The sequence below is a fragment of the Polystyrenella longa genome (assembly GCF_007750395.1).
Lineage (GTDB): Bacteria > Planctomycetota > Planctomycetia > Planctomycetales > Planctomycetaceae > Polystyrenella > Polystyrenella longa.
On sequence record NZ_CP036281.1, the window covers coordinates 177,946 to 193,306 of the forward strand.

Annotated in this window: 14 protein-coding genes and 1 tRNA gene; 5 read left to right on the top strand and 10 right to left on the bottom strand. The window is 51.9% G+C overall.

What is annotated here, in order from left to right; genetic code table 11:
- Positions 1-18: 18 nt before the first annotated feature.
- A complete protein-coding gene (gene gltX, locus Pla110_RS00655; RefSeq protein ID WP_144992171.1) occupies positions 19-1,581 on the bottom strand; it encodes a glutamate--tRNA ligase in 1,563 nt (520 codons plus the stop codon).
- 272 nt (positions 1,582-1,853) lie between these two features.
- Between gltX and Pla110_RS00660 the strand changes: the two genes are divergently transcribed.
- Positions 1,854-2,954, top strand: a complete 1,101-nt coding sequence (locus Pla110_RS00660) for a sialidase family protein (RefSeq protein ID WP_144992173.1) — start codon at positions 1,854-1,856, stop codon at positions 2,952-2,954.
- Between the two features lie 318 nt (positions 2,955-3,272).
- Complete coding sequence (locus tag Pla110_RS00665) at positions 3,273-4,313, top strand: ParB/RepB/Spo0J family partition protein (RefSeq protein ID WP_144992175.1); 1,041 nt, start codon at positions 3,273-3,275, stop codon at positions 4,311-4,313.
- Positions 4,314-4,344: 31 nt separating this feature from the next.
- On the opposite strand, the gene Pla110_RS00670 is transcribed toward Pla110_RS00665, so the two are convergent.
- The 3 genes from Pla110_RS00670 to Pla110_RS00680 form a co-directional block, all read right to left on the bottom strand.
- On the bottom strand, positions 4,345-4,545 hold the full coding sequence (locus Pla110_RS00670; protein ID WP_144992176.1) for a hypothetical protein: 201 nt from the start codon (positions 4,543-4,545) through the stop codon (positions 4,345-4,347).
- Between the two features lie 29 nt (positions 4,546-4,574).
- On the bottom strand, positions 4,575-4,808 hold the full coding sequence (locus tag Pla110_RS23045; protein WP_144992178.1) for an ASCH domain-containing protein: 234 nt from the start codon (positions 4,806-4,808) through the stop codon (positions 4,575-4,577).
- Between the two features lie 397 nt (positions 4,809-5,205).
- Positions 5,206-6,183 carry a metallophosphoesterase family protein gene (locus Pla110_RS00680; protein ID WP_144992180.1) on the bottom strand — a complete coding sequence of 326 codons (978 nt, stop codon included), beginning with the start codon at positions 6,181-6,183 and terminating at the stop codon, positions 5,206-5,208.
- Between the two features lie 255 nt (positions 6,184-6,438).
- Between Pla110_RS00680 and Pla110_RS00685 the strand changes: the two genes are divergently transcribed.
- Positions 6,439-7,197, top strand: coding sequence for an SDR family NAD(P)-dependent oxidoreductase (locus tag Pla110_RS00685; protein WP_144992182.1), 759 nt, complete (start codon positions 6,439-6,441; stop codon positions 7,195-7,197).
- Between the two features lie 335 nt (positions 7,198-7,532).
- Here Pla110_RS00685 and Pla110_RS00690 read toward each other — a convergent pair whose 3' ends face one another.
- The 5 genes from Pla110_RS00690 to Pla110_RS00710 all read right to left on the bottom strand — a co-directional run bounded on the left by Pla110_RS00690 (position 7,533) and on the right by Pla110_RS00710 (position 11,485).
- Complete coding sequence (locus Pla110_RS00690) at positions 7,533-7,796, bottom strand: transposase (RefSeq protein WP_144992184.1); 264 nt, start codon at positions 7,794-7,796, stop codon at positions 7,533-7,535.
- A gap of 158 nt (positions 7,797-7,954) precedes the next feature.
- Entirely contained in the window at positions 7,955-8,248 is a 294-nt protein-coding gene (locus Pla110_RS00695) for a hypothetical protein (protein ID WP_144992186.1), read from the bottom strand.
- Between the two features lie 56 nt (positions 8,249-8,304).
- Positions 8,305-9,441 (bottom strand): DNA-processing protein DprA, encoded by a 1,137-nt coding sequence (gene dprA / locus Pla110_RS00700; RefSeq protein ID WP_231742790.1) that lies wholly within the window; start codon positions 9,439-9,441, stop codon positions 8,305-8,307.
- Positions 9,442-9,552: 111 nt separating this feature from the next.
- Complete coding sequence (locus tag Pla110_RS00705) at positions 9,553-10,101, bottom strand: GNAT family N-acetyltransferase (RefSeq protein ID WP_144992188.1); 549 nt, start codon at positions 10,099-10,101, stop codon at positions 9,553-9,555.
- Positions 10,102-10,222: 121 nt separating this feature from the next.
- Positions 10,223-11,485: a lactonase family protein gene (locus tag Pla110_RS00710; protein WP_144992190.1), complete on the bottom strand. Its 1,263-nt coding sequence runs from the start codon at positions 11,483-11,485 to the stop codon at positions 10,223-10,225.
- A 296-nt stretch (positions 11,486-11,781) separates the two neighbouring features.
- On the opposite strand from Pla110_RS00710, the gene Pla110_RS00715 reads away from it, so the two are divergent.
- A tRNA-Leu gene (locus tag Pla110_RS00715) sits at positions 11,782-11,857 on the top strand.
- A gap of 757 nt (positions 11,858-12,614) precedes the next feature.
- A complete protein-coding gene (locus Pla110_RS00720) occupies positions 12,615-13,916 on the top strand; it encodes a slipin family protein (RefSeq protein ID WP_144992192.1) in 1,302 nt (433 codons plus the stop codon).
- Between the two features lie 206 nt (positions 13,917-14,122).
- Here the strand turns inward: Pla110_RS00720 and Pla110_RS00725 are convergent, their stop codons facing one another.
- The gene (locus Pla110_RS00725) at positions 14,123-15,163 is read right to left on the bottom strand and encodes a DUF1559 domain-containing protein (protein ID WP_144992194.1); all 1,041 of its coding nucleotides are present in this window, start codon (positions 15,161-15,163) and stop codon (positions 14,123-14,125) included.
- Positions 15,164-15,361: the final 198 nt, after the last annotated feature.

The following is a 15,361-nucleotide window of genomic DNA, read 5'->3' on the forward strand; positions in this document are numbered from 1 at the left end:
AGATTTTATTCCGTAGATTTACATTGAGTTTGCACGGGCGACGGCGGTGTCGATTCGCTTGAGAACATTCTCCTTGCCGACCAGCAGCAGGCAGTCATACAGACCTGGCCCAACCGGGCTGCCTGTCGTCGAGATACGCAGGCCATGAATCAATAGACCGCCGGAGACTTCTTTCTCTTCGCAAAGTCCTTTGAGTAACGCTTCGAGTTGTTCCGCATTGAATTCGTCGAGCGCGGCAACTCGTTCCCGATAAGTCGTCAGCAACTCGGGGACACCTTCTTTGGCGACTCGTTTTTTGAAGTCTTTTTCGCTGTATTCGATCTCATCCTGGAAGAAGTAAGCGACGTCCAAAATGTCCGCGAACAGTTTCAATCGGTCGCCGAGGGATTCGACTACTTGGCCGACAAAGGCTCGTTTGGAAACGGCTTCGGCTTCATTGAGAATGCCTGCTTTCAATAGATAGGGGAGACAGCCATCAATCTTCTCGTCGAGGCTTAGCTCACCCATCCAGTGGCCTTGAAAACTGAACAGTTTGTCCGGGTCGAGGCCGGCCGGGTTTTTAACGACACGATCTAATGTGAAGTTCTTGACGACCGTGTCGAGCGACAGAATTTCTGTTTTGTCATCCAATGACCAACCGGTTCGGGATAGCGAGTTCAACACGGCAGCGGGCAAGTAGCCAATTCGCTCGTAGTACTCGACCATCACTGGGTTCAATGTTTCGGAATCGCCAAGACCGATGAGCGGAAATACCTGATCGGCCCGGTCAAACATCTTTTTGAAGTTTGGATTGTTTTTGTATTTGCTGAGATCGCGTTTGCTCAGTTTCTTGGTCGTGCCGGGGGCCGTCACAAATGGGATATGTGCGAATGTGGGAAGCGTATTTCCCAGCGCCTGATGCAGCAGAACCTGCGTCGGTGTGTTCGATAGATGCTCTTCGGCACGAATCACGTGGGTGATGTTCATACTGGCATCGTCGACGACCGTCGCGAAGTTGTACAGACAGGAACCGTCCGTTCGTTGAATCACGGGATCGGATATCAGTCCGGCGTCCCACTCGACGTGACCGCGGACTTCGTCGTTGATTTCAACTTTCTGATCCCGAGGAATCAGAAACCGAACGACGGAAGGGCGCCCTTCGTCTTCGTACTGCTTTCGTGTTTCTTCGGTTAGTTCGAGCGAGCGACGAATGTTGATGTATTGCTTCTTTTCTTTCTGAGCCTCTTCCCGGTCTGCCTTAATTTGTTCGGGAGTATCGTAATCGTGATACGCCTTTCCTTCGGCCAGCAGCTTTTCGACGCCGGCTTTATAGAGGTCGTCCCGTTCCGATTGGAAGTAGGGCCCGTGGGGTCCGCCGACTTCCGGTCCTTCATCCCAATCAAGTCCCAGCCATTTGAAGGCCTGGAGAATGGGGCCGAGAGCTTCCTCGACGTTTCGCTCCCGGTCGGTATCATCGACGCGGAGAATAAAGACGCCATTGTTGTGCCGCGCCCACAGCCAGTTGAACAGGGCCGTGCGCATCCCCCCGATGTGCATATATCCGGTCGGGCTGGGGGCAAATCGGGTACGAACGGTGGTCATGGGGGGCAACTTTTCGATTGATGAAAAAAGGAGGACATCTGGTCCGGGGGCCTGAAATGGGGTCCGTGATTTTAGGTGAGGCTGCAGCGTCTGGTCAAGGAATGCCTTTCCCCCCTTGGTTCCCAGTCTTTTTCCGTTCGTAAAAACGAAACTGCATCATAAATCGCCGGATCCACTGTTGCATCTTGTCGGAGTGGAGTTAACGATAGAGGGCAATCCGAATTCTGCCGAGATAACGCTTCGGCTTCAGCCTGTTTAAGAAAGTTGTGAGTATGCCCACCCGTTTAATCTGCGCTTTGTCTGCCTTGCTGCTGTGCGGAAGTCTGGGAAGTCCTGTCCTTCCCGCCGCCGAAGAAGAGACCTACGACCCCAATACCACCCAGGCCCAGCCCGGTTTTGTGAAACAGGAGTTCATCTATGTCACTCCCGAGCATCCGCAATGTCACGCGTCGACGCTCGCGGAAACTTCCAGCGGTCTCGTTGCTGCCTGGTTCGGGGGAACGCACGAAAAGAATCCCGATGTTGGTATCTGGTTCTCTCGCCATCTCAATGATGAATGGACGAAGCCGGTCGAACTGTACAACGGTGTTCAGGCGGATGGAACACGCCACCCCACCTGGAACCCCGTTCTACATCAGGTCGCTGATGGTCCCCTGATTCTGTTTTACAAAGTCGGCCCCGACCCCCGTACCTGGTGGGGCATGATGGCCAAAAGCTACGATGACGGTCAAACTTGGGGTGATCCTGTGCGTCTGCCGGATGAAATTCCGGGACCAATTAAAAACAAACCTTTCGTCACCAAAGAGGGAACGTTGCTCTCTCCTACCAGTACCGAGAACGAAGGCTGGCGAGTCCAGATCGACTGGACCAAAGACGAAGGCCGCAGTTGGCACTCAACTGGTCCATTGAATGACGGTGAAGAAATTGGAGCCATTCAGCCTTCAATCGTTCAGTATGGTGACCGATTGCAGATTCTCTGTCGTAGCCGTCAGGGAAAAATCGCCGAAGCCTGGTCCGACGACAATGGCCGGACCTGGGGCGAAATGACCTTGAGCGAAATGCCTAACAACAACAGCGGAACAGACGCCGTCAATATGAAGCAGGGAGGCGTCATCCTCATCTACAACCACGTTGGTGGCAAACGAGATCGCTCTCCGCTCAATATCGCTGTAACGGAAAATGGGAAAGATTGGCAGGCCGGGCTGGTTCTCGAATCAAATCCGGGCGAGTATTCCTATCCAGCAATTATCCAGACCAGCGACGGAATGATTCACGCGACTTACACTTTCAAACGACGTCGCGTGAAACATGTCGTCATCGATCCGACCAAGCTCGAATTGAAGCCGATCGTCGATGGTGTCTGGCCCGAATAAAGGGCGAGATTCCGAAATCGAGCTATTACCAGAACAGATATCGAAAGAGTTTTTTCCGAGTGGAAAAGGCTCTTTTTTCTTTTTGTAGTCCGCGCAAATTGCCTCTGTTAAAAATATCAGAATCGGGATAGCACGAAATGGGAAGATTTGTCAGAATGCCGCCCGCTCCAATTTGGCTGTGAGCTCTCTCAGTCCGATGAAAATAACAGAGATTTCAGCAAGGTGATCAGGATGATCAAACCGGCTTGTTTTCCTCTTTAATTCTGATTTTTATCACGATTAATACGCTTAAAAACGACTTCGCAGGGTGATTGAACCATGGATGGATATGGTGTACAGGAAGATCAGGCTTACCAGGATAATCAAGGCTTCCAGCCGGAACAGGGTGGACAGCATGAGCAGGGGGCTCAGGAAGAACAGGTCGTCGCCGGCAAGCGACGTCTGGGGCGCGGATTAAGCGCGCTGCTGGGCGGAAAAAGTCAGGAAGGCGAACGGATTGTCGAAGGAGAAGAACATTTCCAGGCAAGCAATTCAGAAGACAAAAATCACATCGCCGTCGAACTGATCGAACGCAATCCGTCTCAACCCCGAAAACAATTCAGCGAACTTGCGTTAAATGATCTTGCCCAGAGCATCAAAATGCATGGTCTGCTGCAACCAGTCCTCGTGAGATCACATGAAGGACGTTACCAGCTGATCGCGGGTGAACGCCGCTGGCTGGCCGCCAAACAGGCCGGCCTGACCAGCATTCCCTGCCGCGTGCTGGAGCTTTCCGATCAATACGTGGCCGAAGCGGCTCTCGAAGAGAACCTCAAACGAGAAGACTTGAACGCCCTTGAAAAAGGGGAAGCGTTCAAGGAGATGCTCGAAAAATTCTCGTTGCGGGTTGAAGATCTTGCTACCCGCATGAGTATGGACCGATCGACTGTAACGAACCTGATTCGCTTGCTCGAATTGAGCGAGCCGGTCAAAGAAGAACTGCGAAACGATCGCATTACCAACGGACACGCGCGTGCACTCCTGGCCGTCACAGACCATGAAGCCCAAGTGAATATCTGCCAGCAGATCATCAATGACAAAGTCTCTGTTCGCAAAACCGAGAAGTTAGTCAAAGACTGGCAGAAGCAGGGGGATGAAGGTGCCGAAGTTATTCAGTTCCCCGGAAATGAAAAACAGGACAAAAAACAACCTCCCGAAATGAACAACCACATCGCCTCGTTGCAGGAGCAGTTGCGACAGGTGTTAGGGTCACAGGTTGAAATCAAACTGAAAACGAATGACACCGGTAACATCGTCATTCCCTTCAACTCGAATGAAGACTTCGAACGGATCTTGAATATCGTTCGAAATGCCGCCTAGTCTTGTCCAGGATAAGAGTGATGCCGCGCCGTTATGACTTCGATGTGCGTCGTTGAAATGGATAGAACCAGCTCCCGTACGGTTTCACTAGTGCGGGGAGTGGTTCGTCATACCGAACCGGGTTCACCAGCTCCCAGGCGTAACATCCCTTGAGCACTTCCGCAGGAACCTGGGCCCGGGGTGCATCGTCCTCTACCGTCGGACGAATGTGGACCAGTTCTACTTCACCCACGACGGCCGCGTGGGGCAGTTCGCTTAATGTCAGTTCATGTTCTCGCGTCCGCTGCTGCGAGTAATCTGTCTGAGCATGCGCCTTCGAAGCATAGAGATAGAGTTTGCCTCGATATTCTGTTCCCAGCTCCGCACCTCAATTGTTTTAATGCCACGCAGGATGAGCTCGATCCACGGATATTGAATACCGAGCGCCGGACGTTCAAGATCGACGTCTGCGGGAAGTAGACTGCTTAAAGGTTTGTTTGAAGCGGGCAGACTCATAATGATGCCAGAGAGGAACGAACGGAGAGTCGGAGGGATCTTCTGGGGTGAAGTTCTCCACGGAGTTGCTTAATTCTGAGGTAGGTATATGTGCTCTATCTTGTGCTCGACTTCATCGTCCACCTTTAACTGCCAAGTGAATATGAGGGTGCCACGGTTAGCTCAACTAACCGTGCCAATGTGTGTTCTCTTATCCTTAGAGGATTTAAGGGTAATCGGAAAGAATCCGGTACCAGTTCCGTGCAATAATTTAAAACAGTCGATTGACTGCGTTAACGTCTCTCACCCGACTAGACGAGCTAACCGGGGCACCCGGTTTTTCGTAATCGTTCGTTTGTTTCAGGGTTTATTTAAGTGAAGGATAGTGACCCCCAGACGAAATGCTGCTTGAAATTACTTAACCCTTCGTCTGTACTTTCGCTTCCCAACCATAGTCGACGTAGTGATGTTCGAAGGTGCCATCGGTGTGAATGTCGACGACTCCAAAACCTTCTTGTACTTCAAAGCCACTATCTATATTCGGACCGTACCACCAGCCACCACAGACAGCTCCGTCGCAAATGTAAGTGACGTTTCCGCGTTCGATGCGGTCGATTTCATGCAAGTGACCGGAGAGGGCGAGCTTCACATTATGGTTGTGGAAGAGGCGACCCATTTCCAGGCTGTTGGAGAACATTCCCGGGCCGCCGGAGATATAAAAGTCTTCCCCCAGTAGTTCCGGTTGTTTACGCATGCTGGTCACTGTGAGCACCGGTATATGAGTAACGACAACCGCAGGCGTTTCTTTCGGTTTGGCGGCGAGGTCGGACTGCAACCAGGCCATCTGTTCTTCATCAAGTCCCGCCGTGTATTTGTAGCGTTTTTCGACCGTCGGTTGGATACTGTCGAGCACATAGAACCGCCAGCCGTTGTGGTCGAAAGCATAGTATGTTTTTTCGAGTTCCAGATGGTCTCGGATCAGGCCTTTTCCAAACAGCGGGTTCATCGTGTCAAGTTCTTCCCGCCGCGACCAACCATAGACATCGTGGTTACCGACACAAGGATGAACGGGGATCCCAGTGTGATCGGCGACGATCTGTTTATAGAGTTTGAAGAGCTGGTTTCCTCGTTCGTAATCCTTGCCTGCATCATAAATTAAATCACCCCCGGTCAGGATGAAGTCGGGCTTGGGGTCGAGTGCTTCGACCGCTTCTAGACACTTCGTCATTCCCGCACCCCCTTCACGTTCCGGCTGGACGTGAATGTCAGTCAGATGCACAAACCGAAAGGCTGGCTTCATTTCGTCGTCGGCATTCGCCAACCGGCTGAACGAAGTCGGAATCATCAACCCGGCAGAAGTGAGCGTCGCCGTTTTGAGAAAATCACGTCGGAACATAGTGGGAGGATCCTTGGTTGGAAAACTTGGAGTCGTTTCTTGTATTGAACCATATGGTTCAAGGATAACTCAACCCGTTTGCTTCCAATTGAAAGACATTTATGGGGGCGGCTGGAATCGAGAACACGATTCAGGCCTTGTAGTAAACACGAAGTCACGAAGAACAGGAGGAGAATCCTTAAGTCTCAGGTGGAAAATAGTTTTCTCTTGTCTACAAATCTGTACTGAGTCCGTAACTCCATCAGGAAATTATCGATGAGCAGCTTTGAAAATAAAAAATATCTGATCTTCGGAGCGACAGGTTGTGTGGGAAGTCTGGTGGCGAAGCAACTGGTCGGCGACGGGGCGCGGATGATGTTAACAGGACGGGATGAGGAGAAACTGAAACGGTTGAGTGAGTTGCTGGGCCAACCGTACGTTGTGGTCGAGGCAAGGCAACCGCCGCAGATTGAAGAGGCTTTCGAAGCTGCTGTAGAGCAGATGGCAGGAATCGATGGCGTCGTGAACTGTATGGGATCGGTGTTGTTGAAACCGGCGCATTTGACGTCGCTTCAGGAATGGCATGAGACGCTGGCCGTGAATCTGACGTCGTCATTCCTGGTCGCAAAGATGGCCGGTAAGCTGATGAAAAAGTCGGGCGGATCTGTGGTGCTCGTCTCTTCCTCTGCAGCGCAGATTGGGATGTCGAATCATGAAGCGATCGCGGCGGCCAAGGCGGGAGTCGAGGGGCTGACTCGGTCGGCCGCTTCGACCTATGCGGGGCAGGGGATCCGTTTTAACGCGGTGGCGCCCGGTCTCGTCAGATCGAACATGACCCGCTCGATCTGGGAGAACGAATCGCTGGCCGAGTTCTCCAAAGAGATGCACGCCCTCGGTCGATTGGGAGAACCCGAGGATATTGCCTCTGCGATCTCCTGGTTACTCGATCCATCGAACGGTTGGATCACAGGGCAGGTGATCAATGTAGACGGCGGACTAAGCCGCGTCATGCCCCGCAAAAAAATGACGAAGTAAAAAATTGGGTGGCACAGACAATCACATAGTGTTGTCTGGGTTGCGCAGCAACACTTAAGCACTGTATCCTCTCACGGTCGAGATATCAAAACGCCATCCTGTTCTCCGGTATCGTAATATCTTGCCGAACTCCACTTCCACGTGCTTGCTTCAACGCAATAGTTCTTACGAACCGGATTCTGGTGGATGTAGTTCAACTCATCGTTCAGCTTTTCTTCGGATTCGATTTCGAAAGAATAATATCGTGTTTGCCAGAGGGGATCGTCGATAGCGCGTATACTCCATTTATCAACGATATCATCACCCAGTTCCTTTCGGATCCATTTTGAAGAACGTTATTTGAGATGCTTCATGAAATTCGAAAGTTGCCCAGGCTCAGGAAACCAGATGATGAAGTGAACATGCTCGGGCATAATGACGTAGCCAATCAAGTGAGCATTTTGTTTCTCAGCCTGAGATGTTAGCGCCCACTGGAAGATTTCGGCAGCTCGCTCGATAGAGAAGAACATTCGCCGGTCATAGCAACTGGTGGTAACGAAGTGAGCGTAGAGTTTCTCGCTGAAGATTCTTCTTCTATGGGGATGAGTGATATCGTTCATGTCTTGCCCGGATATCGCGGCTTGAGTATTCGGTTTCTCATGCGGGTGAAGTTCATTGCTTGAGTGTTGCTACGCAACCCAGACAACACTTCGTGATTGTCTGGGCCACCCCTGTTTTGAACGAGAGTCTTAACAATACCTCTCCGACCATCACAGGTTTATCTGTGTCGATGGGAATTTGCTAACGTACAAAAATCTTCCCACGAATTGATCCGTGGATCTGCAGAGTCTCCTAATACTTTATTAAGAGCATGCAGCAGATTGTAAAGAGCGTTGTTTTGGGGAGAATCACCTAACTCTTCATGATTATTTGCTTCCTCATCTGTATTTCCGACGGGCATGTATGCGGGATGCCCTTGATCGCCATTTTGAAATCCGATCTTTGAATTATTTCGTACGGCAAAGATCAGGGCATCATAAACAATTCGTGTTTGTTCTTCAGAAAGATTCATTTTATCTGCCTAACTGTTCTTAAATGTTTATAAGTGAGAACTTTTGAAGCGAAGATTCAAGGTCTGGATAAGTAATTTCCGGGGTGTCGTCTGACGAGTTGTTTCATTTCGAGGACGGTGAGGGTTGAGAGGACGCGGGACGGATCGAGAGTGACGGCTCGGAGGACTTCGTCGATGTGTTTGGGGTCGGAGGTGAGAGCATTCAGGATGGCTGTTTCCTGTTCGTTCAAATTGAGTTCAATCGGTTTGCGGATTTCGCCTTTCTCTTTCGATTGGACCGGTTTGGAAAGAGGACCGAGTTCGTCGATGACATCTTCCACACTGCGGATTAACGTCGCTCCATCGCGAATTAAATCGAGGCAGCCCTGGCTTTCCAAACTGTCGATCCGACCGGGTACAGCGAAGACGTCGCGTCCTTGTTCCATCGCGTGGCGGGCGGTGTGGAGCGAGCCACTTTTCCGGGAGGCTTCGATGAGGATGACTCCCAGGCTTAACCCCGAGATGATCCGGTTACGTTGCGGAAAGAGACCGGCAATGGGAAGTTGGTCAAAACAGGATTCGGTGATGAGAGCGCCCTGCTGGACGACCCGGGCGGCGAGGTCTTTATGCTCGGGCGGATAGACGGTACCGAGGCCGGTTGCGAAAACGGCGAGCGTTCGACCGCCTGCTTCAATGGCGCCTCGATGGGCGGCAGCGTCGATACCACGGGCAAGGCCCGAGACGACGGTCACACCGGCCCGGGCGAGGGCACCAGCGATTTTGTGTGCTTGCCCAAGACCATACGGCGTACATCGGCGGGAACCGACAATTGCGATGGCGAGCCCGTCAGCGGGTTGAATGTCGCCTTTGTAATACAGCAATTGCGGCGCGTAGCAATTCTGGTCAAGCAGTGTAGGGTATTCGTCGGTGCCCCGGAGCAGAATATTCACGTTCTCGGATTGCAACCGGGCCAACTCGGTGCGTGCCGTTGTTCCCTCTTTACCTTCGAGAATTTTACGAGCCAGCTTAGGCCCCAAACCGGGAAGGGCAATCAACTCCTCATGGCTGGCGTTAAAAACTGCCGAGAGCTCACCAAAGTGATTGACCAGGTTCTGAACGGTCCGTGGGCCTACGCCCGGGATCAAGCTGAGTTGAACCGCGTGCAGCGCGGGGTCGGTCATCGGATCGGTATCCGGTTCGGGAATCGATTGCATGAAATTGGCTGCTTCGAGGATTCATCAGGACGAAAAAGAAACGAGTGCAGTTTTAGTGTACACGCGAATCCTTTTGTCGCAACCCAAAAAGAGTGATCAGGGCAAACGATTTCAACCGAAGAAGTCTTCGCTGAGAAGAGCATACACGTCGTGGTCGTGCCATTCACCGTAAAGGTTTTCGGCTCGACGGAGAGTCCCCTCTTTCAGGAATCCAAGTCCCTGGGGGATCTTTCGGCTTTTTTCATTACCGGTCGAGCAGCGGATGACCACTTTTTGCAGGCCATAATATTGGGAACCGAACCGGATTAGTTCTCTTACGCACTTGGTCATGATGCCGCGGTCGTTGAACTTTTCGCCCAACCAGTAACCAATTTCTCCTGTCTGATTATTGGGGTTAATGCTGTTGAAACCGATGATGCCAGCGAGTTCCTTTCGATAGAAAATCAGCAACGATAGCCCCGTACCATCTGCGTAGTTCTGCAGTTGCTGCTGCAGGAAGTCACGAGAGTGGTCTACGGAGGTGACGCCGTCGAGCCAGGGAAGCCATTTCTTCAGGAATTCGCGGTTCTGGTCAGTCAGTGCGAAAAGCGGCTCTGCATAATACGGGTGGCTCGGTTCCAGATGGATGTTTTCGTCGACGAAGTGACAAAACATGGTCATGATCTCCTCCCGTTGTAGAGGGCGTACGTAGATTGGTCGCTGTCACCCAGACAGGCTTACGGGAGAAGAGGTTCTCGGTTTTACATTTGATTCATAAAGAATCCTCGTTTTATATAACCGACTATTTTTGCTTGTCCAGATCGAGAAAGATAATGCTTGAAGGGTTCCCCACAGGGGCGAAGTGGCCGGTGAAGTTCAGCTTGCCGGTCGACTTGTCGACGTTGAAGATGGCGACATTGTCGGCGCGCTGGTTGAGCGAGTAGAGAAAATTGCCGGTGGGGTCGAAGTTGAAACTGCGAGGATAGTCGCCCCGGGTCCATTCTTCGCCGACGTAGCTCAGCATACCCTCGTCGCCGACTTTGAAGATGCCGATGCTGTCGTAAAGACGATTACCACAGTAAACGTATTGGCCATCGTGTGAGAGCAAAATCTCTGAGCAGAAGTTGCTCCCCGCGAAACCGGGAGGAAGCGTGGGTAAAGTCTGGCGCGCAGTCAGGTGACCGTTCTCGGGATTCCATTCAAAGAAAACGACAGTCGAACCTTCTTCCTGAATCGAATAGAGCCATTTGCCGTTGGGATGGAAATGAATGTGCCGGGGGCCGTCACCAGGGGGAAGGGTGACAAAGGGTTGGTCGTTGGGAACCAATTCCGCCCTTGCCATATCGAACTTCCAGATGTAGATGCGATCCTGAGCAAGGTCGACATGTAATACGAAGTTCCCCGTGGGGTCTGGAAGAATCTGGTGTGCGTGAGTGCGGTCGTGGCCACTGATGGCGAAGCTACCGGGAGGAGCATTTGTTGCCTTGGTCGGTCCGATGTGGCCTTCGTCCACTTTCACATCAGTTGCTTCTCCAAGAGAACCGTCGGGTTGAACTGGCAGGACGGCCACCGAGCCACCGAAATAATTGGCAACCAACACGAAGCGTCCTGAAGGATGCATGACGACATACGTCGGACCGGCACCACCGGAGGGAACACTGTTGAGTAATTTTAATTGACCCGTCGTTTGATCGACTTCGAAAGCACTGACCGTTCCTTCTTTTGTTCCTTGGTAGCGATCCGTTTCGTTGGCGGAGTACAACCGGGTGCCCTCTTCGTTCAAGACGACGCAACTGGGACTGGTGCCCATGCGGACTTCGCCTGCGGCGGTCAGTTCGCCCGTCTGGCGATTCACTTCAAAGAGATGAATGCCACGACCATTTCCCGGTGGCAGGTCGACCTGCGTTTTGAGGACATCTTTCAACGGCGAGCTGAACGTACCGACATAAGCCATCAGCGGCTTCTCGGATTCGGCGGCGGAAGTGGGACAGCAGATGGCCATCATTAACATGAGGGCGGCAAGGGGGAGGGTACTGTTCAAGCGGAGGGCGGGTATGCGGATCATCGGGTGGGTCTATCAAATTGAGTAGGAAGAAGGAATGGTCTTTGGTCACCGTTCCAGACTAGCAGATGAGACGGCCCATTGACCAATGCTGTTCTGGACTAAGTGGGTATGTTTTTCCGCAATTCAAATCAATCCAGTATTTGGACGTGAACCTTTAGTCACACCGCCGGTCTCTGTGGGAACAGTTTAGCCTCTTCCAGCGGCGGACCGGGCTTGCAGCCACTTTGTGGTCCTGTATGAGAACCGGTTTCCGTTCCGGACATGGTATCTAAGGGAGGTTGAACAACAGCGTAGCTGTTCGGTTAGTTCAGTGGATAGAACAACAGTTTTAGGAACTGTATGCCATGGGTTCGAATCCCATACCAAACTCCAAGGCAGGCTAATTACCTGTTATGCAGCCGTGAAAAGCTGTTTGAAAGACCGGCGGGTGGCTGTTGGAAATGAGATCGGCTTGGGTCTGAGAAACGAATGAAAGTGTGAAGAGGATCCCTGCGGGGAAAATCGGAGCGTCTGGAATTGGTGACTTGGACCGAGGCAACATCGGCTGTCGTTTTGCAGGAGGTGGATACCGTTTTGAAAACCTGGTTGGAAAACGGTGGGCAACTTCAGGGACGGAACGAGGATTTATCCTCATCCGAAAATGAGGGGACCTGCCGTGGGCTGATCTTCGTTCTCAGGACTCAAGCTCTCTTCCACGATGGCAATGTGATCCATTCTGAACAGTCCGCCCTATGGTTTTTAGTATCAGCATTTGCATTGTTCTGTTTACCGCTAAATATCAGGGTATTGCATCGTGCTTATATGAAACACGATGGGTCTTAGACACCAGGGAAACACAAATAATTGGTTCTGTGATGAAGAGTTCAAAAACGTTTTCTGCAGCAAATGATTCTGGAACTCAAATGGGATTGGCTATCGTTAAGCCTCGGTGATCGGAAGTCGTTTTGTTAGTTGTCCCGATCTTTGTGTCCTTCGTGACTTTGTGTTTCAAATATGAATTTGCATGTCACCCGACATTTATCAATTGTCAAAGCAGTAAGTCGGGCACTGCCTGACCTACACCATTAGTAATTTTCTATTTAAGGAAAATACACCACCATCACCCAACACCCAGAGAAAGGAGGATGTGATGTTAAAGCGTGTGAAGATTAAGAAAGACGAAGTGGGATTGTTGTTCAAAGATGATTTGTTTGAGCGCATTCTCCCTCCCGGTACGCACTGGGTTTGGACTGCTTTCGGTTCAAATCGTGTGGAGGTTATTTCGACCCGTGAGCAGGAACTGAAGCACGAGCAGATCAGGGAGATTGCGAGTGAAGCCGAGTTCGGTGACCTGGCCGTAAAGCTGGAAGTCGATGCGCATAAGAAGGCCTTGGTGTGGATCAACGGCAAGCTGGAGCGTGTGCTTGATCAGGGAGTTTACTTGTTCTGGAATCGGCTGAAGAATGTCACGTCGCAGATTCTGGATGAGCGGCAAACGGATCTGGTACACCATGATCTGGCGCAGTTGATCAAATCGGGCCTGCTGGATGAGTACATTCAGGTCGTGGACTTGAAGGATCGTCAGCGGGCGCTGGTCTGGTGTGATGAGCGGCTGTTTGCCGTTCTGAGTGCGGGTCAGTACGCTTTCTGGAGGACTCTGCACGACATCCGTGTGGAAGTCATTGAAACGACTTCGCTCCGGTTTGCGCACCAGGATCTCGAAGAGATTCTGACGCTGCCCACGGCGAAGGATGAGTTCGATATAGTCGAAGTGGCTCAGGGTTGTGCGGGTGTGCTATACCAGAACGGTAAGTACGCCGAGACCTTGAATTCAGGACGATACGTTTTCTGGAAGCGCGTGGACAAGTACCAGCTCTTTCAGGTGGATCTGCGTGAGTCGCACCTGGATATCGTCGGGCAGGACATCATGACTGAGGACAAGGTGACCTTGCGAATGAACGCGATCGTGACCTACCAGGTCGTCGATGCAGTCCGGTTTGCGACTATCTCGGAGAGCAGTGCACAGGCATTGTACCGGGCAGCACAGCTAGTCCTGCGCGAGCTGGTTGGACGAACTGGGCTCGATGATTTTCTAAGTGATAAGGAATCGCTGGCGAATCAGTTGGTGGAGCGTTTGCATAAACGAGCGGCCGACTGGGGACTGCGGATTCTGTCTGCCGGTGTTCGGGATATTATCCTGCCTGGTGAGATGAAAGATCTGTTGAACCGGGTGACCGAGGCGAAGAAGGCGGCGGAAGCCAACCTGATTTCGCGTCGGGAAGAGACGGCGGCGATGCGGTCGCAGGTCAACACGGCGAAACTGCTGGAGAACAACCCCACGCTGATGCGGTTGCGGGAGCTGGAAACTTTGGAAGCGATTTCGAAGAACACCAACCTGCAAGTGTTGTTGGGCGAATCGGGGCTGGCGGACAAAGTCGTGAAAATGTTGTGATCCGCGCTTTCCGTTTCAACGTTATCCAGTAGGTAAGTTCAGCGATTCAGGCTGTGAAGCACTTCCTGGAAAACGTGTAATTCTTCCTCAGCTTCACGTTTTCGGGAAGTACAGGCTGAAAAGCCAAACGGGGACCGAGTATTAAACTCAGTCCCCGTTTTTTTTGTGGCTTAAAACGCTGATTCTGTGGTTGAGTCTCAACGACGTTAGTCGAAGGAAGCGTCGATTGCTTCCCCGCCATTGTAGCTACCGAGAGCACGCCAGATATCGAGAGAGACGTTCTCGCTGATGGCATGGACAGACCCGTCGAGGTAGAGGACGAATACAGCTCCGGTGTGGTAACTGCGGGCAGTGACCGCGGCGAAGGTTGTTTCGCCTTCACAACCTGCTTTGCCTTCGCGGCAGGAAGTGTAGTCGCCATCGAGAGGATCGCCTGCGTCTCCAGAAGCCCCTTCAACAGGGGTGGACGAGTTCGGAGTGAATGCCGTTGTGAACCCAGTTTGATGGACTCGTCCATCGACCCATTCAGTATGGCCACTTTCGAGTTTGAATTGTCCGTTGGTCAATGCGGCAAGGCTGGTCGGCGGTGTTTCGGGAACGGTATCTCCGCTCAATTGTCCATCACGGACATAAGGAGTAAACGCTTTCACTTCGCTGAAGGCGATCGTGTTGCTTAAGCCGTCTTTAACTTTGGTGAATTTAATGTTGGCATTAGGATGGAACAGCCCATCTCCACCTTCGCCACCATCATCAAAAGTCGCAGCATGTTCAAAGACTTTCCAGCTTCCACCGTTCCACGCGTAATTCAATGGGTAATGATCGCCACCGGCTCGAAGCATCTGGCGTTCTTCCGAAGGACAGATGAAGACACCCACTCGGTGGGTGGAGAGTATCGTGCCAGAAGTGTAACCACTATCGAGATCGGCTAATTCATAGAAGTTGTCTTCTTCCATGAAAGGAAGCAGACGGACATGGGCCGACCATTGGCCACCCGTGCCAGCGCCAACGATGTAGCTCGGTGGCAGTACCTGATGCAGGTCGGCGTAGTTGGTGAGGGCGATGCCAATCTGGTGCAGTTTGTTGCGGCACTGAGTACGGCGAGCGGCCTCGCGTGCCTGCTGCACAGCGGGGAGGAGGAGACCAATCAGGATGGAGATAATCGCCATGACCACGAGGAGTTCAATAATCGTGAATCCGGATCGTAAGGATTTATCTTTATTAGGGTTACGACGCAATAACAGGCGCATGGTAACTCTCTTTCTCTTTAGCTGGTGTGGTGAGGTCGCTGGTGGCGAGAAGCAGGGCGATTGGTGGTCGCGGTACCGAAATGTTGTGGTACTGAGACTCAGTCGCGATACGCCAGCATAAAGAGTTCTTTTATTACCATCAAGCGGGCTGTGGCGACAAAATGGTCAATCGTAGTGAAAAGTTCAACACGACTGAGG

Bases quoted from the DNA above. Each gene is read 5' to 3' on its own strand.
- gltX (WP_144992171.1), bottom strand. From the start codon at position 1,581: ATGACCACCGTTCGTACCCGATTTGCCCCCAGCCCGACCGGATATATG.
- Pla110_RS00660 (WP_144992173.1), top strand. From the start codon at position 1,854: ATGCCCACCCGTTTAATCTGCGCTTTGTCTGCCTTGCTGCTGTGCGGA.
- Pla110_RS00665 (WP_144992175.1), top strand. From the start codon at position 3,273: ATGGATGGATATGGTGTACAGGAAGATCAGGCTTACCAGGATAATCAA.
- Pla110_RS23045 (WP_144992178.1), bottom strand. From the start codon at position 4,808: ATGAGTCTGCCCGCTTCAAACAAACCTTTAAGCAGTCTACTTCCCGCA.
- Pla110_RS00680 (WP_144992180.1), bottom strand. From the start codon at position 6,183: ATGTTCCGACGTGATTTTCTCAAAACGGCGACGCTCACTTCTGCCGGG.
- Pla110_RS00685 (WP_144992182.1), top strand. From the start codon at position 6,439: ATGAGCAGCTTTGAAAATAAAAAATATCTGATCTTCGGAGCGACAGGT.
- Pla110_RS00690 (WP_144992184.1), bottom strand. From the start codon at position 7,796: ATGAACGATATCACTCATCCCCATAGAAGAAGAATCTTCAGCGAGAAA.
- Pla110_RS00695 (WP_144992186.1), bottom strand. From the start codon at position 8,248: ATGAATCTTTCTGAAGAACAAACACGAATTGTTTATGATGCCCTGATC.
- dprA (WP_231742790.1), bottom strand. From the start codon at position 9,441: ATGCAATCGATTCCCGAACCGGATACCGATCCGATGACCGACCCCGCG.
- Pla110_RS00705 (WP_144992188.1), bottom strand. From the start codon at position 10,101: ATGACCATGTTTTGTCACTTCGTCGACGAAAACATCCATCTGGAACCG.
- Pla110_RS00710 (WP_144992190.1), bottom strand. From the start codon at position 11,485: ATGATCCGCATACCCGCCCTCCGCTTGAACAGTACCCTCCCCCTTGCC.
- Pla110_RS00720 (WP_144992192.1), top strand. From the start codon at position 12,615: ATGTTAAAGCGTGTGAAGATTAAGAAAGACGAAGTGGGATTGTTGTTC.
- Pla110_RS00725 (WP_144992194.1), bottom strand. From the start codon at position 15,163: ATGCGCCTGTTATTGCGTCGTAACCCTAATAAAGATAAATCCTTACGA.